Source organism: Treponema denticola, assembly GCF_024181645.1.
Classification (GTDB): Bacteria; Spirochaetota; Spirochaetia; order Treponematales; family Treponemataceae; genus Treponema_B; species Treponema_B denticola_A.
In genome coordinates this window covers 40214-63682 of sequence record NZ_CP058624.1, presented here as the reverse complement: position 1 = coordinate 63682, position 23469 = coordinate 40214, and the positions used below count along the sequence as shown (strand labels likewise).

The 23469-nt window shown below is 40.4% G+C and carries 14 protein-coding genes and 1 riboswitch; of the genes, 8 read left to right on the top strand and 6 right to left on the bottom strand.

Annotation, left to right across the window (positions count from 1 at the left end):
* The first annotated feature begins 176 nt into the window (after positions 1-176).
* On the top strand, positions 177-1787 hold the full coding sequence (pyrG, locus tag HO345_RS00250; RefSeq protein ID WP_253683313.1) for a CTP synthase: 1611 nt from the start codon (positions 177-179) through the stop codon (positions 1785-1787).
* 99 nt (positions 1788-1886) lie between these two features.
* On the top strand, positions 1887-4688 hold the full coding sequence (locus HO345_RS00245) for an ankyrin repeat domain-containing protein (protein WP_253683312.1): 2802 nt from the start codon (positions 1887-1889) through the stop codon (positions 4686-4688).
* 94 nt (positions 4689-4782) lie between these two features.
* Here HO345_RS00245 and HO345_RS00240 read toward each other — a convergent pair whose 3' ends face one another.
* From HO345_RS00240 to HO345_RS00230, 3 genes are all read right to left on the bottom strand, one after another.
* Positions 4783-6861 carry a vWA domain-containing protein gene (locus HO345_RS00240; protein WP_253683311.1) on the bottom strand — a complete coding sequence of 693 codons (2079 nt, stop codon included), beginning with the start codon at positions 6859-6861 and terminating at the stop codon, positions 4783-4785.
* Between the two features lie 72 nt (positions 6862-6933).
* A complete protein-coding gene (gene greA / locus HO345_RS00235) occupies positions 6934-9639 on the bottom strand; it encodes a transcription elongation factor GreA (protein WP_253683310.1) in 2706 nt (901 codons plus the stop codon).
* An 18-nt stretch (positions 9640-9657) separates the two neighbouring features.
* On the bottom strand, positions 9658-10596 hold the full coding sequence (locus tag HO345_RS00230; RefSeq protein ID WP_253683309.1) for a tetratricopeptide repeat protein: 939 nt from the start codon (positions 10594-10596) through the stop codon (positions 9658-9660).
* Positions 10597-10740: 144 nt separating this feature from the next.
* Positions 10741-10920, top strand: a riboswitch (cobalamin riboswitch).
* 144 nt (positions 10921-11064) lie between these two features.
* Between HO345_RS00230 and HO345_RS00225 the strand changes: the two genes are divergently transcribed.
* The 6 genes from HO345_RS00225 (at position 11065) to nifJ (ending at position 19864) form a co-directional block, all read left to right on the top strand.
* On the top strand, positions 11065-12720 hold the full coding sequence (locus tag HO345_RS00225) for an ABC transporter substrate-binding protein (RefSeq protein WP_010694586.1): 1656 nt from the start codon (positions 11065-11067) through the stop codon (positions 12718-12720).
* A 117-nt stretch (positions 12721-12837) separates the two neighbouring features.
* Complete coding sequence (locus tag HO345_RS00220; protein ID WP_253683308.1) at positions 12838-13713, top strand: ABC transporter permease; 876 nt, start codon at positions 12838-12840, stop codon at positions 13711-13713.
* A 50-nt stretch (positions 13714-13763) separates the two neighbouring features.
* A complete protein-coding gene (locus tag HO345_RS00215; RefSeq protein WP_253683307.1) occupies positions 13764-14522 on the top strand; it encodes an ABC transporter permease in 759 nt (252 codons plus the stop codon).
* A complete protein-coding gene (locus tag HO345_RS00210; protein ID WP_253683306.1) occupies positions 14515-15468 on the top strand; it encodes an ABC transporter ATP-binding protein in 954 nt (317 codons plus the stop codon). Before HO345_RS00215 ends, HO345_RS00210 begins: the two co-directional genes overlap by 8 nt.
* Positions 15461-16126: an ABC transporter ATP-binding protein gene (locus HO345_RS00205; protein ID WP_253683305.1), complete on the top strand. Its 666-nt coding sequence runs from the start codon at positions 15461-15463 to the stop codon at positions 16124-16126. Before HO345_RS00210 ends, HO345_RS00205 begins: the two co-directional genes overlap by 8 nt.
* Positions 16127-16303: 177 nt before the next feature.
* On the top strand, positions 16304-19864 hold the full coding sequence (gene nifJ / locus HO345_RS00200; RefSeq protein WP_253683304.1) for a pyruvate:ferredoxin (flavodoxin) oxidoreductase: 3561 nt from the start codon (positions 16304-16306) through the stop codon (positions 19862-19864).
* Positions 19865-19985: 121 nt separating this feature from the next.
* Here the strand turns inward: nifJ and sufD are convergent, their stop codons facing one another.
* The 3 genes from sufD to sufC are packed head-to-tail and all read right to left on the bottom strand — an operon-like array spanning position 19986 to position 23331.
* The gene (sufD, locus tag HO345_RS00195; RefSeq protein WP_253683303.1) at positions 19986-21125 is read right to left on the bottom strand and encodes a Fe-S cluster assembly protein SufD; all 1140 of its coding nucleotides are present in this window, start codon (positions 21123-21125) and stop codon (positions 19986-19988) included.
* Positions 21126-21127: 2 nt separating this feature from the next.
* Positions 21128-22594 carry a Fe-S cluster assembly protein SufB gene (gene sufB / locus HO345_RS00190; RefSeq protein WP_253683302.1) on the bottom strand — a complete coding sequence of 489 codons (1467 nt, stop codon included), beginning with the start codon at positions 22592-22594 and terminating at the stop codon, positions 21128-21130.
* Positions 22591-23331: a Fe-S cluster assembly ATPase SufC gene (gene sufC, locus HO345_RS00185; RefSeq protein ID WP_253684608.1), complete on the bottom strand. Its 741-nt coding sequence runs from the start codon at positions 23329-23331 to the stop codon at positions 22591-22593. The genes sufB and sufC overlap by 4 nt, the downstream gene beginning before the upstream one ends.
* Positions 23332-23469 lie beyond the last annotated feature (138 nt).

Here is a 23469-nt window from a genome sequence, read left to right as displayed (position 1 = left end):
AATTTTTTTATAAAGAAGAAAAATTTCCCCCCTTTCATAATTATTATAGAAATTATTTATAATGGATAGCAAAATTCAAACTGCCCACTTGCGGATAAGTCAAAAATAAGCTATACTAAATTACGGTTGGAAGCCTAAAAACGGCTCAGCCGTTTTTTTTTGGTCGGGGGAAAATTATGAAATCTAAGTTTATCTTTATAACGGGCGGAGTTGTTTCATCTTTAGGCAAGGGCCTAACGGCAGCTTCTATAGGAATGCTTTTAAAAAGCCGCGGATATTCCGTAGTCAATCAAAAATTCGATCCTTACTTAAATGTGGATCCGGGTACTATGAACCCCTACCAGCACGGTGAAGTCTTTGTCACGGAAGACGGGGGCGAAACCGACCTCGACCTGGGCCACTACGAAAGATTTACCGATGTTCCCCTACATAAATTTAACAGTACCTCGGCCGGAAAAGTTTATCTTGCCATATTAGACAGGGAAAGAGCCGGAGGCTATAACGGGGGCACAGTCCAAGTTGTTCCCCATGTTACAGACGAAATCCAGTCCCGAATTCTAGGAACGGCCGAACAAACAGGAGCCGACTTTGTTATTTCCGAAATAGGCGGTACCGTAGGAGATATTGAAGCCCTCCCCTTTATCGAAGCCATCCGCCAAATCCGCTACACAGTCGGAAAAGAAAACTGCATGTTCGTTCACTTAGGTCTTTTACCCTATCTAAAAGAATGCGGCGAAATCAAAACAAAACCGATGCAGCACAGCGTAAAAGAGCTTTTAAGTTTCGGTATACAGCCGGACATTCTAATTTGCCGAAGCGAAAAACGCCTTTCAAAACCGACTCGAGAAAAGCTAAGCCTTTTTTCAAACATTCCTCAAGATGCAATAATCGAAAACTTAACTGCAAAATCTATTTACGAAGTTCCGCTGATGCTGGAAGAAGCAGGTCTTGGAAAGGTTTTGTGTAAGCTTTTCAATATTGAAAATAAAGAGCCTAATCTGGAAGAATGGAAAAAAATGGTTCAAACCTACTATAAGCCCGAAAAAGAAATAACCATCGCCCTTGTAGGAAAATATGTAGAGCTTCCGGATGCCTATCTCAGCGTTGCCGAAGCCTTGACTGCTGCCGGTATTTACCATAAAACCTCAATCAAACTTCTTTGGATTGACTCCAAAAAAATAGAAACTAAGGAAGATGCTGCTGCCTTTTTAAAGGATGCAGACGGAATTATAGTGCCGGGAGGTTTCGGCGACAGGGGCATTAACGGAATGCTTTTAACTGCCCAATTTGCCCGCGAAAATAAAGTTCCGTATTTTGGAATCTGCTTAGGTATGCAGATTGCGGCCATCGAATACGCCTTAAACGCCCTGCACATCGAAGAAGCCAATTCTTCCGAATTCGATAAAAATGCTAAAAATCCTGTTATCGACCTGATGCCCGACCAAAAAGATGTAAAAATCGGCGGCACCCTCCGCCTAGGCCTATACAGATGTATGATAGCCGAAGGCTCCCTCGCAGAAAAGGCCTATAAATCTCACGAAATCCAAGAAAGACACCGCCACAGATACGAGTTCAACAACCTATACAGGGAAAAATTCGATAATTCGGATATGATTTTTTCGGGTCTTAATCCTGAACGCAATTTAGTGGAAATCGTTGAGCTAAAAAGCCATCCTTGGTTTGTTGCCGTTCAATTTCATCCCGAATTTGCCTCAAGGCCCAACAAGCCCCATCCCCTGTTTAGGGATTTTATTGAAGCTGCAATCGGCAACAAAATCAGCCGATAGCTCAAAAGAAAGACCTTTTAAAAGGAGCCTTTCTACAAGATTCCCTTCTAAAGAGGCTTATAACTAAAGCCGATATTAAAGCGGGGAGGCTATACGCTTATGCAAAATATTATTCTCACAACAAAAAAAATATTTAAACTCGCATTTATTTTAATTTTAATTACGGCAAACTTTATGTCGTGTAAAACCGCTCCTGCAAAGGAAGAAACTCTAATTGATCTTATAAAGGCAGGAAAATCGGAAGAGCTGCAAGAAAGACTTAACAGCTCTGCCATAAATATGAAGGATGAAGAAGGAAACAGTCTTTTACATATTGCCGCTGTTAAAAACAATCCTATAATCGTGCGTCTTTTGATAAACATGGATGCCGACATAGAAGCAAAAAATGATACGGGAGCAACACCTCTCGCAGCAGCTTTAAACAATTCGGCTTATGATGCCGTTAAGGTTCTGGTTGAATATAATGCAAATATATTTGCTAAAGATAATGAGGGCGAAAAGCCTTTCGATACAGCCTGTAAAAACAATGTTCCCAATTTAATTTTGACGGCTCAAACCATAAAACAAAAAGATGAAAATCAAGACACGGCCCTGCATCTTGCAGCAAAAGCGATGGACAAGCAGCTTACGGAGCAAATTCTGGCTATTGCCCCCCCTGAAACCGCATACAATAAGGAGAACTTAAGTCCGCTTGGTATAGCATACGAACACAATGATGCTGAAGATTCAGCCGAAATTGCATCCATTCTTTTACTTGCAGGCATAGAGCCAATGGGAAAGGATTTTGCTGAATTTGAAACGGCAAGCCTTGCCCGCAACTACTCAATGCGTTTTGGAGACGGAGAAACCCTGCTTCATATTTTTGCAAGAAAGGGCTATACCGGATTTTTAAAATTCTTAATTAAAAACAAGGTTCCAATAGATGTAAAGGATATTTCGAGCTCAACGGCAATGCAGGAAGCCGTTTATAACGGAAATACGGAAGCCGCTATCTTGCTATTACAGGCCGGAGCCGATCCAAACAGCCGTAACTCATCCGGAAACACAGCCCTCCATTTGGTTATGCCGGAGGCCTCACGCTCAAAATTATTTAACGAGCTTATTACTGCAGGAGCCAATCCTAACCTTAAAGATAACTACGGAGAAACACCCCTTCACATTGCAGCCCGAATCGGAATGAATGATGACATCCTCGAGCAGCTGTTAAAAGCCGGAGCCGACATAAATGAAAGAAATAAAAAGGGACAAACTCCTCTCATTTTGGCTATCGACAGAAATCAAACACAACAAGTGGATTTTTTGATAAATCACGGAGCCGATATCCATGCCGAGGATAAGTCGGGTGAATCCGCCTTTATCCGTTCCATAAGCGCAGGCCTGCCCATGGTAGAGCATGTTGTAACCGAAAAAAACAGCGCAGAAAGGGACTCCAACGGATCTACCCCGCTTCACTTGGCAGTCAGCCATAGGGCAAGTTCCGATATTATTTATTATCTGGTAGAAAAAAAGAGTTTAATAAATACTCGTAATAAATTGGGAAACACGCCCCTTCATATAGCAGCCGAAAAAAACTACCGCGAAGCGGGAGAAATATTGATAGCAAACAATGCAGACATATTCTATGCCAATCTAAACGGCGACAGTCCATTAAAATTTGCCATGACCTTACGCGAAGGTAGAGAAGATTGGATGATAAACTCCCACACAATAGGTGCCGGAGACGGAGCAGGAAACACCCCCCTCCATCTTGCTGCAGAATGGCAGATTTTACCGATGATACCTTATTTAATCGATAAGGGAGCTGATATAAATGCAAGAAATGCGAATAATGAAACACCTCTTTTTAACGCAGTCAGAACCGACAGCCCTGAGGCCGTAAAAGCCTTATTAGGTGAAGGCCTATCAAAAAAAGCCGATTTGGACGCAAGGGACTTTTTAGGAAATACGATTTTACATGCAGCCGTAAGATGGTCTGCATATAAATCCGCCGATTTTATTTTAAGAAAGGATACGGAAGAATATGTAAGGCTTATAAATGCAAAAAATCTTGCAGGAAAGACGGTTTTACATGAAGCGGCTAAACAGGGCGAAATAAAATTCATCAATATCTTTTTAAAAGCCAAGGTTGACGTAAATTCAGCTGATGAAACAGGCCGCTCCCCCTTATCCGAAGCAGTACTTACAAATCAAACCCAAGCTATCGACCTCTTATTAAAAAATGGAGCATCTCCCGTTCAGCAGGATATGTACGGCAGAACCGCCCTGCATGAAGCTGTAGAAATTTCGGAAGAAAGCCTCATTCTTGTACGTAATGCAGGCGGCAATCCATTAGCCAAAGATGCCTACGGAAAAACACCCTTCAGCCTCGCCTTAAATAAAAATATAAGAACTGTAGATCTGGTACTCGGCAATGACAGTCTTTTAGCCGACACTGATGGGGACACGCCTCTCCACATAGCAGTAAAGGAAAAAGTAAGCCTTGATTATTTCCAAAGAATTATGAAAAAGAAATATCCCGTAAATAAGAGAAATAAAAACGGAGAAACGGCTCTTTTACTTGCAGTTCAAAACAATCAAAAAGAAATAACACGGACACTCTTAGCGGGAGGAGCAGATCCTTTTATAGTCAACAATAAGGGAGTTTCCGCTATAACGGAGATTTTTACACATCATACCGACTTCGTTCCTATAGCAGCCGAATTCTCATTAAAGCAGACAGATACACTTGGAGAAGGAATGCTGCATTATGCCGCCAAATTTGCAGATCTACAAACCTTAAAAGACCTCTTAGCTCTGCCCGGTATAAAGCTTGATGTAAAAAATACGGCAGGAGAAACACCTTATCAAGTTGCCCTAAGATGGAATAGAAGTGAAATAGCAGAACTTTTAAAAACGGAATAAAAGCCTTTCTAAAGCTTAAAAAAATTAAAAACAACTTAAACAAAAAAGCCGCAATCTTAAAATAAGATTGCGGCTTTTTTTTATAATTAAAACATTACTTATCGTACTTTATCGACGTTAAGATACTGTTTAATTTTTCCGTCGGGTTTTCATACTCCCTAAAGGTAAAATAAACATGATATCCCTTATCCGATACAATGGTAACGGTTTTACCGATACAGTTATTTACAACATTCGACTTCTCATATGGGAAGTACTTAGGCTTAAGAATAGCCAAATGATAATCCTGACCGTCATATCTAACTTGAGCCAGATGGGCAGGAAATGGCACTAAGAAGATTAAAAAGTTATCGGTTTTACCGCCTCCCAATGTCAAACTCGTGCCCGGTTTCATAACATGAATATTACGCATTCCTATATTTCTATTTTGATTTAGAACATAGATTTCGGTCATGCCGGATTTATTACGCTTTATTTCTATTGTTTCAAAGAAGTTGGCTGGAGACATATATGTTCCTCGCGGCTCCTTTGCGGCAAAAGAAGCAGCTAAAACGCGGCGGCGTAAAATTTCATCATCCTGTCGTTGTGCAGCAACTCGATCTAAATTATCTGCAGAATACATAGAACTTCCGTCACCTGCAAAGTTTTTGCTTTCAGAATAGATTGATGTATTCGATGAAGCATTAAAAGCATTTAAGCGGTTTGCATGGTCATCTTCATCCGAAAGCTTATGAGGATACCTCTTATCCTCCTCCTGATAATTGATCTGAGAGCTTGCAGCCGCATAGCGGGCTTGATTGGAGGACGAGCTTGAACCTCTTCTCCTTGTAAAGAAGACTATCAAGAATATAAGGAGAAGAAGCAAGATAATTCCAAAAATGATAAACCAAAGAGCGTTGGAATCTTTGAGTTTTTGAAAGCTGGTTGGGAAAACGGCTAAGGAGGTTTCCATAACCTGAGGTAAAACCCTCTTTCCTTCTGCAAATTCAAGCCTCATAATAATATTATAATTACCTTCCTTATATTCCTCAGGAAGAATGGCTGAAACCTTAATCGGCACATCCTTTTCGCCAGCTTTTATCTTTGTATTTTGTGAATCAACAGGTATTTTGCTGATATTAACACCGTTATCAATGACAATATGAGTTAAATGAAGCTCTACATCTTCATCGGAGTCATTTGTTACCTCAAATGAAAAAGCAAGTTTATTACCCTGAGCTTCAAGCCCTTCGTCAGGGAAATTGATTATAGGCAGATTTTCCGCATTTTCCGTAATTGTAAACTTGTCATTTTTATCCTTGGAAAGATCGCTGCTTGAAGCCCCGGAAGCTTCTTTAAAGTCCTTTGAAACATCGGTCAGACTGCCTTGTCCTGTTCCGGTATCACTTGAGCCACCCTGATCAGTACCGGAATTTCCGGAGCTTGAATCTCCGCCGGCATAGCCTCCTCCGCTTGAAGTAGAGCCGGAAGTTCCTGAAGTTGAGCTTCCGCCGGTTGAGCTGCCGGTCCCTTGAGTGCCCGAACCACCGTTGCCTGACCCTTGAGTACCCGAACCGCCGCTGCCTGTTCCGGCATATCCGTTTCCTGGATTATAAAATTCTTGGCCGTCCAAGCCTCGTATTACGGCATCGGCAGGATAAGGCAGTTTAACATAATAAACCTTCCAGCCTTTTTTTCTGATACTTCCTGCGAGAAGCCCTATTTCATTTTTTATCTGATCATCAGTATAATTTTTATAAGGACTTGATTCGGGCGGGTTGAAAATTCCATCCGAAATTATAATCAATATTTTTTCTTTTGTATCAGGTAAATTTGAACCGTATTGGCGGGCATACTGAAGACCGGTTAAAAAGTCAGAACTCTTTCCCAACTGGTATAGAAGCAAAAATCTTGAAACAACCCTGGACATATCCTTTTCGCTGTTAATTTTTTGCGACATTTCATAACGTGCATCTGCATTAAAGGATAAAACATGAACCGTATCGCCCTTCCTTACAAATTTATCGTTAATTTCAGACAAAACACGATTATTAATGTCTTCATAGTAGGGAAGAATAGTTCCTGACGTATCCATTAAGATGACAATTTCAGCATTTGTCTTAGCAGTATTTTGAGCAAAAATAGGTATAAAAAGAACAAACAAAAACAAACACAAAGAAACTCTTTTAAACATTTTTTTTCCTCCTTTCGGGGTGCAGTTAGAAGACTTGCACGTCTAAATCAAGACCTGCAAGTCTCAATCAAATTATTTCAAATCCGCGATAGAAATATCTATAATCTTATAGCTCCTCTTTTCGTCATTTACTTCAAATTCAACCTCTTCTCCTTTTTTATGGTTAAATAATCCGTTGCCCAAGGGAGACATATAAGAAATTACTCCGTTTGCAGGATCCGATTCCCACGGTCCTAAAATTGTATACTCTTCTTCTTGATTTGTCAAATTGTTTAAGATTTTTACTCGGCTTCCAAAGTAAACTTTCTTTGCTGTTGCAGTGGTGGGGTCAAAAATTTGAGCCCTGTCAAGCTCATCCTGTAATCTGGTCAAAGCATTTCCTAGGCGGGTTTGTTCTTCTTTTGCAGCCTTATATTCGGCATTTTCCCGCAAGTCTCCGAGCGAAAGAGCAAAACCGATGTCTTTGGCATTTTGCGGAATTTTAACATCCCTAATCTCGATAAGCTCTTTGTTTTTAAGATCGAGCATCTTTGCCGTAACTATCAAGCCGTGAACCGTAACAGTCTTTTCTTCAATATCAAAGAATTTAAAGTCCTTATGTTTTTCAACAATTTTAGCTCGAATATTCATCTTAATTACAGGATCAAGATCTTTTATGTCATCGATAAGAGTATAAAGTCTGGTTATTGTATCTACATCGCTTTCCATTATAAAGTTTTGTAAAAGCTCATCCTTACCGAATAGGATAGTATGTACCTGATGATTGATTTTTCGATTTTCGGTTGTATTTCTTCTCGATGCAATTTCACGATATGTAATATCAAGAATGTGAATAAGCACTATGAGCTGCTGCTCCACGCTGATACCAAGCTCCTTAAACCATTCTTCTTCCTGAATATTTTTAAAGAACCAGATAACGGCACTTCTGTATATGCGGTAGTTTTCAAAACAATCCTTTACCAAATTCTTTACATCATCGGTAGAGCCGGCCTCTATCAGAGCATCCAATATTTCGGAAGATAAAACCGTGGGGAATAGTCTGATATATTCTTTTTCCCAATTGGGAATAAGATTTTTTATGTACTTTAAGAATTTCTGACGAAGAGTCTGTCCCTTTATCGAGACCTTATCCTTTATTTGAGAATATACCTCCATCGGATCTTCAATACGGCTATAAAGTTCTGCAAAATTATATTGTTTTACGGCCGAGATAAGCTGTTTGTCGGAAATAAATTCTTTAACAAGAATATAGGCACAAATAACCTGCTCATTTACCTGACTAAAGGCTTTTAGGAAGCCTTCAAAATAATCAAGCATTTCGCGGAAGGTATCGGATTCATCATCGCAAGCTTCCGAGGTATCATAGGCATTGAGAAGTTCAATTCTGGCAAAAAAGTTCTTTTGAGCTTTAAATTCGTTTGAAAGCTTTTCTTCGGCGGCAATGGGACGCTCTCTTACGCTGTAAAAGTCTATATTATCCGGATTGATACCGAACATTGGATTTTCTTTTAAGACCTTTCTAGCCTTTGTATTCCAGCTGGTCCATTCACCTGCTGTCAAAAGGGATGGAACAAGCTCCTGCTTAATCCTTTTCATGTCGCAGTTATTGTCAAAACTCTTTATTATAATCTTCAGTGCCCATTCGGGATCACTCTTTATTTTTTTTGTAAGAATTTCCTTGCTGACCGTAGATTTTAATACCCAGATATGTTCTCTGTCCAAGGTTTGGAGGGCGGTAATACCCATTTTGAGGCTCATACTGTGACCGCGTTTTTTTGCAAAGTCTATAACCAGGTCATCGTCTTTAATTGAAGCAATGCGTCCTACACCCCATGTGCGGTGGAATACAAAGGAGCCCGTATCAAAGGAAATATGTTTTTCAAAGTCGGCAATAGCATCAAATACGGGGCGCCAAGGCTGGCTCAAGTCCGAAACCTTAATACATTCTGCAAGCTGGCTGTGATCTTTATACTTGTTTTTAAAACATTCTGTAATTTCTTCACGAGCCCAGTTGTCTTTTTCATCGTAAGAAAGAATAAGCTTTAAAATATCGATACAAATATTCCAGTTTTCATTTTCCCTGTAATATTGATAAACATCCTGCATCAATATGGAATTGCGGCTGTTATCCATAGCACCGGTAATCTTAGCCTGTATACGGAAGAAAAAGTCAATCTCATCGGGGATTAAGGTAACAAGTTTTGACCATATTTCTTTTACACCGTTTATTTGCTTGCGGTTTATAAAGCGGTATAAGGCTTTTTTATAATATTCTATAGATTTTTCCGTATTTCCGTCTTTTTCATATTTTTCGGCTAAAAGTTTGGCAACCTCGGCCTCATCATAATCAACCTTAACCAAGCGCTCCCAAATATCATAAAGGTCTTCACTTCCCGCAGCCTTATAACATTCTGCCAAAGTCCGGAGGGCAAATTTAGATTCTCCGTATTCGAGAACCTTTTTACAAAGATATTCAACTATTTGTGTTCTGTGGTTGTCGGTAAATATTCCGATTAGACTTACAACATTTGAATCATCCAAAAGCTGATTTGAAAGAGAAATTATACTTGAAATATAAAGAGCTATTATACTGTTTTTTGTATGTGTTAAATGTTCATCACATATTTGTTTAATTTCATCCACAACATTTTCTTTTTTTGCTGTAGATACTAATTTATATAGATCTTCAAAATTCTTTGTTGTGTAGTTGCCTATAGCTGCTCTAGTCCATTTTTCTTCATTGAGCATCTCGATCAGTTGTTTTTGTATATCAGCCATAAATCCTCCGAAAATCTGCTATCTCATATAGCAATTATATATATTTTGATCTAATACTTTTATCCGCAAAAGCAGGTCATCTATTTTTGACTTGCTTTCATTTACGCTCACATAATGGTCGATCAGCCAAAAATAATGGTTTATTAAACGCGGAACAAGCTTATGTTTTTGTTCTTGAGAGGCATTTTGAACCTCTCCTTCCATCAAAAAGATGTTTTGCTTTAATTGCCCTACTTCAAAGGCCCTGAGCTCACGCTTTACATTGAAAACGCCGTCAATAACGCCGTAAATAGGCACCCAATCAGCAATATCTTCAACCCTGTAGCCAAGATTATAAACTCTATTAATAAGCCTGCAAATAATTTCAGACTCAAGAAATTGAAGCTCAATCCCTTCAGGGTCTATAAAAAAGGCTTCTCTAAAAAAAGCTTTTGCAAATTTTATTTCCCCATATAGGGCATAACAATCGGCCAAATCCGCTAAAACCGATCCCGAATTCTTGTCTATCTCGGCGGCATACCTTAAAAAATCAAGAGCCCTTTCATAGTTTCCGAGAACCTTATAACAAAGACCTATTTTACGGTAAGGCTCTGCATCAGGCAGCTCTGACTCTTCATTAAATAGATCTGCATAGAATTCCAAAGCAATCGTAAAAACAGCACATTTTAAGGAATATATGATAAATTCTTTTTCTTCTCCCTGACGGTGAATATAAGCTAAAAAGGGCTTCCATTGAGAAATCATCATCTCTGCCCTTTCTAGAGGAGTAGAAGCTTTTTTTGCTTTTTCAAGCTTATCTTCCCAAAACCGCACACCCTTTAGAGTATAGTCAATTTCCGCATTTTCAAGGTCATTCTTCAATAACCTTTCAAGCTCGGCATAGGAACCTCTTAAGTCTCCCTGCTTGAGGATGTTTAATGCATTATTCAATTTACTCTGTATGGGTCTTTCACTCATAATATCCTCAATTTACTATTGTACACAAAAAAACGATTTTAGTCAATTGAGCGAGGCTTATGTTTTCCGTACTATGGCTCTTGTATCAAATATAAAAAAAGGATATACTTATTCCCATTGGAAAATAGTTTCCTTAAAATTAAATAACCGAAATCACATTAAGGTTCGGCGTAATTGCCGATTAAAAAGGAAATAGGTGAAAATCCTATGCAGTCCCGCTGCCGTAATTAAAGAGTTCTTTTCAATATGCCACTGATTTTTTTGGGAAGGCGAAAAGAATGATGACTTTTAAGCCGGAAGACTTGCCCTAATGATTTTAGCTTTTGCTCCTTGCGAGAGACGGGGAGGATTGCAGATACTTATCGGCATTGTATGGTGCTTCCTTGTATTTACAAATCCTCTTGCAGGTTTTTCCTGTGAGAGGATTTGTTGCATTAAAGCGGATATCGGTAATATTTTGGAGGGGTTATGAAAAACTCATTTTTTAAAATCTTGTCGGCTGCATTTGCAGCTCTTGTTCTGTCTGCTGCTTGTTCTAAAACCGATTTAGCTCAGCAAGCTCAAAAAGGCGGGCACGTTGAAAATCTTGTTATCGGTACTAATTTAGCTCAGCAAAACGATTTCAGCTCGCAAAGGCAGAGACCAGACGCCTTACAGTACAACGCTTTAACGCAAGCACATTTTGTATACAGCGATAAGAACGGAAAAATACACCCGTATTTTTTTAAGTCCTTTAGCATTTCCAAAGATGCAAAACAATTGGTTTTTACTTTTCCTTCTACGGCTGTTTGGCATGACGGAAAGCCGGTTACAAAAGACGATATTCTTTTTACATTTGATTTTATGAAAAACGTAAGAAAAACCGGTTCTTTAAAAAACTTAGAAAAATGGGAAATTACCGGAGAAAACGAATGTACTCTTACCTTTTCGGAGCCTGATGCTTATTATTGGATTAATAATGCGGTTTTAAGCGCTTTTGTTTTTCCTAAACATGTCTGGGAAGGGGTTGAAGATTATCGCCAATATAATGGAAAGGATGCCGCATTAGGCTGCGGCCCTTATCGTCTTGTTTCTCTCGATAAAGATTCTCAAACGTCCGTTTATGAAGCTGTTCCTCAAAATGCCTTTTTGGGAGAGCTTACCGTTGACAAAATTACCGTACAGACTTATTCGGGTGAAGATACGCTTATGTTCGCAATGGCAAACGGAGAAATAGATGCTATGTTCAATTATGCAAATTCCGTTGATGTTACCGTAATCGATTCTTTTAAAGGAACCGACGGAATAGATTTCGGTGAAAGCGATTATGCCGGAAACTATCAGGTTACATATGGAATGGAAAGAAAGCCGTGTACAGATATTGCTTTCCGAAAGGCTTGCAGGCTTGCATTCGATTACGGTAAACTTGCCGCCGTTATTAACGGATCGTACGGTACGGCTCCGGGTGCAGGCATTATACCTCCTTCATGTAAAGGCTTTGACCCGTCTTTACCCATTCTTAAAACAGACATAAAAGAAGCAGCACGGCTTTTGGATGAAGCCGGTTACAAAGATATTAATGGAGACGGATTTAGAGAATACCCGGACGGTTCCGAATTAAAAGTTATGGTAACACAGCAATTTTCAACTAGAAATAAGGAACTGTTTAACCGCATGTCCGATGTAATTATGGCCTCGTTAAAAAACATAGGCGTTAAGACTTATGTCGATGAAGAAAGCTTAAGGAACGACGAAGTTTGGGAGCAAAATATAATTGACGGAAATTATGATATTTCAATCGGCTATACCACTTCGGGAATGGCTCAATATACAAGTGCTTTTAGGTATTTTTTAGCCGATCCCAGATTTGAAGGTGAAAATACATGGATTTGGGGAACCTTTCATAATGACGAATTTAAAGACACCTTTTTTGCCATGCAGCGGGCTTCCGATGATGAGACCTACATCAAAAATGTAAGAAAACTTCAATCTATGGCAAACGACGTAGCTTTTGCTCAGGCTCTTTGTTGGGAAAAATGTTTTTTCCCATATAGAACGGATAAGTATGAGGGCTGGGATAACTATCCTTCTTGGGGTGTCATCCATCCGACAACATGGTTTGAGCTTAGAACAATAAAAAAATAAAGCTTCAAAGACAAAATGAGATCAACGGGTAAAAAATTTCTGTACGCTCTGTGTACGGTTTATATGATAATATCGCTCAGCTTTTTGCTCATTCATATCATGCCGGGGAAACCCATTATGTATTTGGTTGGGCAAGAAGAATACTATTATCTTTTGGATCAATACCCTGCCGAACTTGAAGCATTAAAATTAAAATTCGGACTTGATGATTCGTTATGGGTGCAATATAAAAAATATTTAAAATGTATTGCAACGCTCGATTTTGGACGAGCTCATTCGAATCATCAGCCCGTTTCAGAAAACGTTTTGAGGGCGGCAAAAAGCACTTTACTGCTTTCTATTCCCACGTGGATTTTGGGCGGAATTTTAGGGGCTGTTTTGGGAACTCTTGCAGGGTGGCGGACAAAAGGAATTTTCGACCGCATTACGACTCCGTTTTTTTTGTTTGTAAACACAATTCCATCGAACTGTATAGGCTTGATTTTTCTCATCATATTTTCGTACAAGCTTAAAATATTTCCTATAAACGGAATGGTAGGACCGGGGCTTTCGGGGATGGAGCGGATTTGGAGTTTATTAAGCCATATGGCATTACCGCTTATCATTTTAGTTCTTTCGCGTACGGCAGGAAATTTTATGCTTATGAAAAGCTCCGTTTCTCAAATCTGTAACGAAGATTATTTAATAACTGCGGAATCAAAAGGATTGGAAGATAAAAAAGTGTTATTCCGCCACGTTTTATGCAACGCACTGCTTCCGTATTCAACATCTCTTTCAATTCAGCTGGGTTGGCTTTTATCGGGAGCGATGATAGTTGAAGTTATTTTCGGCTGGAAAGGAATGGGTTCCCTTATGTTTGACGCGGTAAGCAGGCGCGATTTTCCGACAGCTCAACTGTGTTTTTTAATTTCGGCGGTAAGCGTTGTCGCTGCAAACTGGATCAGCGATATTGTCAATATCATAATAGACCCGCGTGTAAGGGATGAGCAATGACACAATTTTTAAATATAAAAAAAATGCCGTATTCTTTTAAGGCGGGGATTATGATTGTTTTGACGGCAGCTATTATTGCAATTTTCGCACCCTTTATCGCTCCGTATGATCCGTATGAAATGGGAAATATTTATGAAAAGCCTTGTTTTGATCACCTTTTAGGAACGAATGATGTCGGACAGGATATTTTAAGCGAGCTGGTGTACGGTGCTCGAGTTTCCCTTTTTGTAGGTTTTTTTGCGGCAATTACTATTACCGGTATCGGTGTTGTTTTTGCCCTGCTTTCAGGATATTACGGCGGTATTATCGATAGACTTATAACAGTGCTTACCAATATTGCAATGTCTGTTCCTGGGCTGCCTTTGACGGTCTTGTTGGTGGCGTTTATGAAACCCGGAAAATGGAACTTGATTATCGCTATGAGCATTACTTCTTGGACGGGAACCGCACGAATCCTGCGTGCAAAAACAAAAGAAATTGCGGAACAGCCTTTTATAAAAATAGAAAAAGCCTTGGGAGTCCCCGATTTTGTCATTATGTTTAAACACATATTGCCGAACCTTAAAGATATAATACTTATACGCGGCGTACTTTCCGTTTCGGCAGCGATGGTAACGGAATCGGGTTTAAGTTTTTTAGGGCTAGGAACCTACGGCGAAAAATCATGGGGAGCAATTTTGCGGTACGCTTTTTTTAGACACAGTATTTTGCGCGGACAAATATGGTGGTACCTGCCTCCGATTATCTGTATCTCGGTTACCGTTTTAGGTTTTATGCTTATAGGATATTACGGCACAAAAAATGAATAATACTGAAATAAACTTAGCTGAGCTTCCTCTTCTCAAAATAGAAAACTTAAGCGTTTCATTCGGTTCAAAGAATGCTCCTCAAGTTCTTCAAGATTTTAATTTAGATATTTTTGAAGGAGACAAAATTGCAGTTATAGGTGAAACGGGGAGCGGAAAAAGCGTTATGCTTTTAGCGGTATTAAAACTTTTACCTAAAAATGCAACGGTACAGGGTTCAGCTTTTTTTAAGAATCGGAATCTGTTAAACCTTGACCGCAGAACTTTAAACACCATCAGAGGTAAAGAAATATCCTACATTCCTCAAGGCAGCGGAAACTCTTTAAATCCGCTTCTTAAAGTGGGCTATCAAGTAGGAGAACCTCTTATAATTCACTACGGTTATTCCAAAAAAAATGCGGAAGCAGAAGCCGTAAACCTTTTACATAAATTCAATTTAGGTAATGAAGAAGAACGGGCCGTTCAATATCCTCACACTTACAGCGGCGGAATGAAGCAACGGGCTATGATTGCAATGGGCATTTCCGCAGGAGCTCATTTAATATTTGCCGATGAGCCTACAAAGGGCTTAGACTCAAGACGGCTTAAAATGGTTGAACAAGCATTTAAACTCTTAAAAGAAGAAACCTATGTCTGCGTTACTCATGACCTTAACTTTGCAAAAAACATAAGCAAAAAACTATGCGTTATGCATTCTTCATATAGTGTAGAAATAGGATTGACCGAAGAAGTATTTGCAAAACCTTATCACCCATATACCGAAGATATAATAAGAGCAATGCCGGAAAACGGTCTACAGTATAAGGCAAAAAGTATGCAACGTCCCGTTTATGAAACAGGATGCAGATATGCACCCAACTGTGAATATGCCTTTGAAAAATGCAAACAAACCCCTCCCATGATAGAAATAGAAAAAAACAGGAAAGTAAGGTGCTGGAAATATGCTTGAACTTAAAAACATTTCTAAAACATATAAAAATGCCCGCAAAAAAGATTTTGAAGCAATTAAAAATATCAGTTTTTACATAAATAAAAAAGAAACCGTCGGCTTGATCGGGGACAGCGGAAGCGGTAAAACAACTATCGGACAAATTATAACCGGTTTAATAATGCCGTCAAAAGGAGAAATGTTTTTTGAAAACCTTCCGCTCAAATATCCCGTTAAACGGGAAACAAGACGCAAAATTCAAATCCTTTTTCAGCATCCAGAAATATCTTTTAACCCCAAACTGCACATCATAGAGAGCCTAAAAGAACCGTACCGTATTTATTTAAAAGAAAAAGGAACGGAGAAAATTATTCGGGATATAAAAGAATTGGGCTTAAGGGAAGAACATCTTTACCGCTACCCGAGGGAATTGAGCGGCGGAGAATTACAGCGTTTGGCTTTAGCAAGGATTCTTTCCATTACACCTCAACTGATTGTCTTAGATGAGCCGACGGGAATGTTGGACAGCGTAAGCCAAGCACAAATTATCCATTTGTTAAAAGAATATCAAAATACACATCAATCAAGCTATCTTTTTATCAGTCACGATAAAATTTTAGCGGAACAATTTTGTGACAGGCTCCTTTATATAAATGAAGGCCGGCTGGACTGTGAATGACCGGCAACGGAGCACCCGTTAAGTTATTACAATGCGGACACTTGAAAAAATATTCGTTTTATGATATTCTTTCTTTGAGGACTGTTCATTTCCATTATACGCAGTATGCTTTTTAATCATATTTTCTCTTTGTAATAGACTTGAATAATCCCTAATACTTTTATAAGGACGGTTTTTATGAGCCAAGAAAAAAAACTTGTAATGATCGACGGTAATACTGCTGCCGGTCACGTTGCCCACGCTTTAAGCGAGGTAATTGCCATTTACCCGATCACACCGTCAAGTCCGATGGGTGAGGTCGCTGATGAATATTCAGCCCGCGGAAGAGAAAATATTTGGGGTACTGTCCCCGATGTTGTTGAGCTTCAATCCGAAGGAGGTGCTGCAGGTGCCGTACACGGAGCCTTGACCACAGGAGCTCTCTCTTCAACATTTACCGCATCTCAGGGCTTGCTCTTAATGATTCCGAATATGTACAAAATAGCCGGCGAGTTGACCAGCACTGTTTTCCACATTGCTGCCCGAGCCGTAGCTTGCAGTGCTCTTTCAATCTTCGGAGATCATCAGGACGTAATGGCCTGCCGCCAGACAGGTTGGGCTATGTTGGCATCCAACTCGGTTCAGGAAGTTATGGACCTTGCCATTATTTCTCATGCAGCCACATTGGAAGCAAGAGTTCCCTTCCTCCACTTCTTTGACGGATTTAGAACTTCTCACGAAATTCAAAAAATTGAAGAAGTTTCTTATGACATTATGCGCCAAATGGTAAGCGATGAGCTTGTTCGAGCTCACCGAAAACGCGGTTTAAGCCCTGAAAATCCCGAACTTCGCGGAACAGCTCAAAACCCCGATATTTACTTCCAAGGCAGAGAAGCCGTAAATAAATACTATCTTGCTACTCCCGAAATTGTTCAAAAACAAATGGATAAGTATGCAAAACTTACAGGAAGACAATATCACCTTTATGACTACTACGGAGCAAAAGATGCCGAGCAAATCATAATCCTCATGGGTTCAGGTGCTGATACTGTTGAAGAAACGGTAGATGAACTTAATTCCAAGGGCGGAAAATACGGTGTTATTAAAGTAAGGCTTTACAGGCCATTCAGTGCCGAGCATTTTGTAAAAGCTATTCCTGCCACAGTAAAAGGAATTGCAGTTCTCGACAGATGTAAGGAAGCAGGCTCCTTGGGCGAACCCCTCTACGAAGATGTAAGAACAGCTATCGGCGAAATGCAGGCTGCAAAAAAATGCCCCTTTACTCATTATCCCGTTATCATCGGCGGACGTTACGGTCTAGGTTCAAAAGAATTTACACCGGCCATGGTTAAAGGTGTATTCGACAACCTTGAAGGCGAAAAGAAGACCAACTTCTCCGTAGGTATCGAAGATGATGTTACAAAGACCAGCATCAAATATGACCCCAACTTTAAACTTGAAGATAAGGACATGCATCAGGCTATGTTCTTCGGTTTGGGTTCCGACGGTACTGTAGGTGCCAATAAAAACTCTATTAAGATTATCGGTGAAGCCACAGAAAATAAGGCACAAGCCTACTTCTCATACGACAGTAAAAAGTCGGGCGGTTTTACGATTTCGCACCTCCGATTCGGAAAACACGCAATCCGAAAGCCCTACTTAATTACAAATGCGGACTTCGTTGCATGCCACAAGTTCAGCTATCTTGAAACATACGATATGCTCCACAGCCTTAAAAAAGGCGGAACCTTCCTTTTGAATGCTCCTTACGGAAAGAACGAAATCTGGGACAATATGCCCATCGAAGTTCAAAAGCAGATTATCGAAAAAGAAGCTAAATTCTATGTAATCGATGCTATCAAGATTGCAGAAAAAGCCGGAATGGGCAACCGAATTAACGTTGTTATGCAAACCGCCTTTTTCAAAATCTTCGGAATATTGCCTGAAGCCGAAGCCGTAGACCTAATCAAAAAATTCATTGAAAAGTCCTATGGAAAAAAAGGCCCGGAAATCGTTCAAAAGAATATTACGACAATAGATATGGCTCTTGAGGGAGTTGAAAAGGTTGATTATCCCAAGACAGCAACAAGCAAGCTCAAGATGCACCCTGCAATCACAGGCGATGCTCCCGAATTCGTAAAGAATGTTTTAGGCAAGGTTGCTATCCAAAAAGGTGATGATATAAGAGTTAGCGAAATGCCCGAAGACGGAACCTTCCCGACAGCTACCACTCAATATGAAAAGAGAGCTATCGCAGAACATATTCCGATTTGGAAGAGCGATATCTGTATTCAGTGCGGTCAGTGTGTCATGGTTTGTCCCCATGCCTGTATCCGAATGAAGGCTTATGACAGCTCACTTTTGGCAAAGGCACCCCAGGGCTTTAAATCCTGCGATTATAAGGGCAAGGAATTTGAAGGAGCCAAATTTACAATTCAAGTTTCATCGGAAGATTGTACAGGCTGCGGTCTTTGCGTTCAGCAGTGCCCTGCAAAGTCCAAGGAAAATCCCGAAATTAAAGCCATCAATATGGAAAGCTTTGTTGAACACAGAAAGCAGGAAGTTGCAAGCTGGAACTTCTTCTTTAACGATATTCCTGATCCTGATGTAAAGAAGCTTAATTTGAGCGTTCCCAAGGGTATCGGTATGAAGAGGCCTCTCTTCGAGTTCTCAGGCGCATGTGCAGGCTGCGGTGAAACACCTTATGTAAAGCTCCTTTCACAGCTTTTCGGAGACAGAGCCGTTATTGCAAACGCAACAGGTTGTTCTTCAATCTATGGAGGAAACCTGCCCACAACACCTTATACAAAACGATGTGACGGAAGAGGCCCGGCTTGGTCTAACTCCTTGTTTGAGGACGCAGCAGAATTCGGTTACGGTATGAGGTTGACAAGCGATAAGCTCGCAGTTTATGCCCGCGAAGTTGCCGCTAAGGTAAAAGCAAAGGGTATTGCAGCCGGCGTAATCGACAAGATTCTCAATAACGCTCAAGAAGATGATGCAGCTATTGAAGACCAGAGAGCCTTTGTTGCAGAGCTTAAAAAAGAATTGGCAGGTTCAAAGGATGAATTGGCTAAAGAGCTGGATTCTTTAACAGACCACTTTATCAAACGCTCCGTTTGGATCCTCGGAGGAGACGGATGGGCCTACGATATCGGATACGGCGGTTTGGACCACGTTCTTGCTTCCGGTAAAAATATCAATGTTCTTGTAATGGATACTGAAGTTTACTCGAATACCGGCGGACAGATGTCAAAAGCTACACCTATCGGTGCAGTTGCAAAATTTGCCGCTTCAGGTAAGGAAGTAAGCAAAAAAGACTTAGGCATGATGGCGATAAGTTACGGCTATGTCTATGTCGCTCATATTTCTATGGGTGCAAACATGAGTCAGGTAATCAAAGCCTTTCGCGAAGCCGAAAGCTATGACGGACCTTCGATTATCATCGCTTACAGTCATTGTATCAACCACGGTATCAACATGACAAAGGGTATGACAAACCAAAAAGAAGCTGTTTCTTGCGGTTTATGGCCCTTGTACAGATACGATCCGAGACTTGTCGAGCAGGGCAAAAACCCCTTCCAGCTTGACAGCAAGGAACCCGACTTTAATCTTGCCGACTTTATGTACAAAGAAGTCCGCTTTAAGACCTTAAAGAACGCCGATCCTGCAAGAGCTCAAATGCTCTTGGATAAGGCTGTTGCTAAGGCTAAGAGGCAGTGGCAAGAATACAAGTATTTGGCTGATAGGCCCTTCTAAAAATTAGGGGGAAAGGAAAACTTTTTCGGATAAAAGTTTTCCTTTCCCCCAAACCCTCGCCTATGATGGCAAAATCTACAGGATTAAGTATTAAAGAGCCCCTATAAAAGAAGGCACATTTTTAATCCCTTATCTCATCTAAGCTTATCCTGAATTCCTCTAAGAGCTTTTCTCTTATAGTTTCATCGTCAATGCGGTTAAAAACAGGTTTAAAAGCTGCCTCGATTAAGAGCTTTTTGGCACTCAGCTCGTCAAAACCGCGGGTCATAAGGTAGTAAAGCTTGGCCTTGTTTACCGCCTCAAAGCTCGCAGCGTGCTCTCCTATAACGTCATCTTCATCGCAAAAGATTGTAGGGATTGTAGCCCCCACAGTGGTCTTATCGAGCATAATCGTGTTATCCGAAAACCTTGCAATGGACTTTGAGCAGCCCCTGTTTAAAAAGATATTGCCCCGGAACATTTTATGAGCCATGTTCTTTAAAGCTCCTTTTGCAGTAATTGCACCTAGAGAATTTTTTCCGTTGATGATAAAATTTTGCTCCAAATCGATGCGTCTGGTCTTATCTGCAAAATAGAGGGGGTATATTTGAACATCAGCCCATTCTTCCGGCATATAGGTAGAAGTCGAAGCTCCGTTTATCTTTGCTCCAAGCTGAATGTCGTAAAGGGTAACTTGAGCCTTCTCCATTGCAGAAATTTTTACGGTTTCAAAGTTGATGCCGCAGTGACTTAAGTTTTGTACCTTTATAAATTCTACTTGAGAGTTTTTTTCGGCAACTATGCTTAGTAGGCCGTTTCTAAAAATATTGGCCTTTGAGCAATCGTATTCTTTTACATCATGATAAAAAAAGATTTTAGCCCTTGCCCCTTCTTCAATTACAATCAGATTTTGGTCATAAAGAACATTATTGGCTTGATCCATTGTAAAATGGATTAGAACATTGGCGATCTTTTCCTTATCTTCGCATTTTTTTACTCTTATATAAATACCGGAATTCCTTTTATCCTTTACTTCTTGAACATAGTTGTCTCCGAGACCGCAATTTTTTTCGCGTTTTGTCTTCGTAAAATCAAAGAATTTTTCTATATTTTCCGAAGGGGCTGTTTTTAAAAATTGCTCAATCGGCATTTGTTCTATATTTTCAGCTTCGGTGCAGTCTTTGGTACAGCCGTTGGCCTTGCAGGTTAAATTGCAAAAAGGCTTTGAAGGGATATCCGTTTTTGTGTAGTCAAGCCGTTTAAAATAAGTTCTATCACTCATATCTATCCTATAGTTCCTTCCAATTCGATTGTAATAAGATTGTTCAACTCAACGGCATATTCCAAAGGCAGTTCCTTGGAGATAGGTTCGACAAAGCCCTTGATGATAAGGGATTTTGCGGCGGCCTCATCCAAGCCTCTTTGCATAAGGTAGAACACCATTGATTCGCTTATCCTTCCGATTTTAGCCTCATGGCCTATGTCTACATCATCGATATGGGATTCTATAATCGGAATCGTATCGGAGCGGGATTTATCGTCAAGCATTAGGGATTCGCATTCGGCCACAGCCTTAGCTCCGGTTGCATTTGCTCCTATGGACAAAAGGCCTCGGTAGTTTGCTTCCCCGCCGTTTTTTGCGATGGAACGGGAGCGCATTTCCGAAACGGTGTTTTTTCCGATGTGAACGGTCTTTGTTCCCGTATCAAGGCACTGCCCTTCCGAAGCAAAGGTAACCCCTGTAAATTCCGAACGGGAGCGGTCGCCTTTTAAGATACTCATAGGATAAAGCATGGTAACCCTTGAACCGAACGAACCCGAAACCCATTCAATAGCTCCGTCTTCTTCGACTATGGCCCTTTTGGTGTTTAAGTTATATAGGTTTCGCGACCAGTTTTCGATTGTTGAATAACGCAAGGTTGCTTTTTTTCCTACATAGAGCTCGACGGCTCCTGCATGGAGGGCGTTTTTATAGTATTTGGGAGCACTGCATCCTTCGATAAAGTGAAGGTAGGCTCCTTCTTCTACAATTATAAGGGTGTGCTCAAACTGCCCCGACTGCTGGGCATTCAGTCTAAAATAGGATTGAAGCGGAAGCTCGACCCTTACACCCTTGGGAACATACACAAAGGAACCTCCCGACCAAACGGCACCGTGGAGGGCTGCAAATTTATGATCATTCGGCTTTATAAGCTGCATAAAATGCTTTTTTACTATATCTTCGTACTTGTGAACGGCCGTTTCCATATCCAAATAGACTACGCCCTGTTTTTCCAAGTCTTCTTTTAGACTGTGGTAAACGACTTCCGAATCATACTGGGCACCCACTCCTGCGAGGGAGTTTCGTTCGGCTTCGGGAATGCCCAGCCTGTCAAAGGTCTTTTTTATTTCCTCCGGAACGTCATCCCAAGTTTCGGCCAAGGGTTTTGTGTCGGAAACAATGTAGTGGATTATCTCTTGAATATCCAAATCGGAAATATCGGCTCCCCAGTCCGGCATGGGCCGCTCATTAAAGTATACTAGGGATTTAAGACGCAAGTCCAGCATCCACTCAGGCTCATTTTTGCGTGCGGATATTTTCTTTACGACTTCTTCGTTTAAACCGAGCCCTGTCGAATACTTATAATCGATGCTGTCCTTTATGTCATAGACTCCGCGTTCTATATCCGAAACAAATGTACGCTTTCTTTCTTGAAAGAGGGCGGCATCCTCCGGTGCTTTATCTGTGTTTTGGTTTATGGCTTTACTCATAGGCTTTCTTTTATGTTTTCGTACCCGTTCTTTTCAATATATTCTACCAACTCAAGACGGCCTGTTTTGACAATAGTGCCGTCAACAAGAATGTGTACAAAATCGGGCTTTATATAATCTAAAACTTTATTATGATGGGTAATGATTAAAATTCCCATATCGGGGGTGCGTATTTTGGAAACGCCTTCAAAGACTATCTTTGTAGCGTCAATATCCAGCCCCGAATCCGTTTCATCGAGGATTGCAAGTTTCGGGTTTAGAATAGCAAGCTGTAAGATTTCGTTTTTCTTTTTTTCTCCGCCCGAAAACCCGACATTTAAGCTGCGGTTCGCGTATGCAGGGTTGATTTTAAGCTGCTTCATTGTGTCCGATAAAAGTTTATGAAATTTTATCGCAGGTGTTTTTTCACCCGTTACGGCTTCTTTTGAAGCACGCAAAAACTCCTCTATTTTTAAACCCGGCACCTCTTCAGGTATTTGAAAAGAAAGAAATATACCTTTACGAGCCCGTTCATAAACGGGAACATCATTTATAAGCTCACCTTCAAAAAAGATTTTACCTGCATCGATTGTGTATCGAGGATTCCCCGTTATGGCAGCAGCCAAGGTGGATTTTCCGGCTCCGTTCGGACCCATGACCACATGAACCTCGCCCTTGTTTATACTCAAATTAAGGTTTTTGAGAATCTGCTTCTCATCAACCGACATTTGAAGTCCTTGTATATCTAATAATTTCATCATAACTCCTGTAATTGTCCATATAATATAACAATTTGAGGTGTAATATTCAATAAGAAAGGCGGATAAAAATGTTGAAGTCTTTTTGCCTTATGGACAAATCGTTTTAAAGCTGTTAGAATGTGCAAAGTATAATTC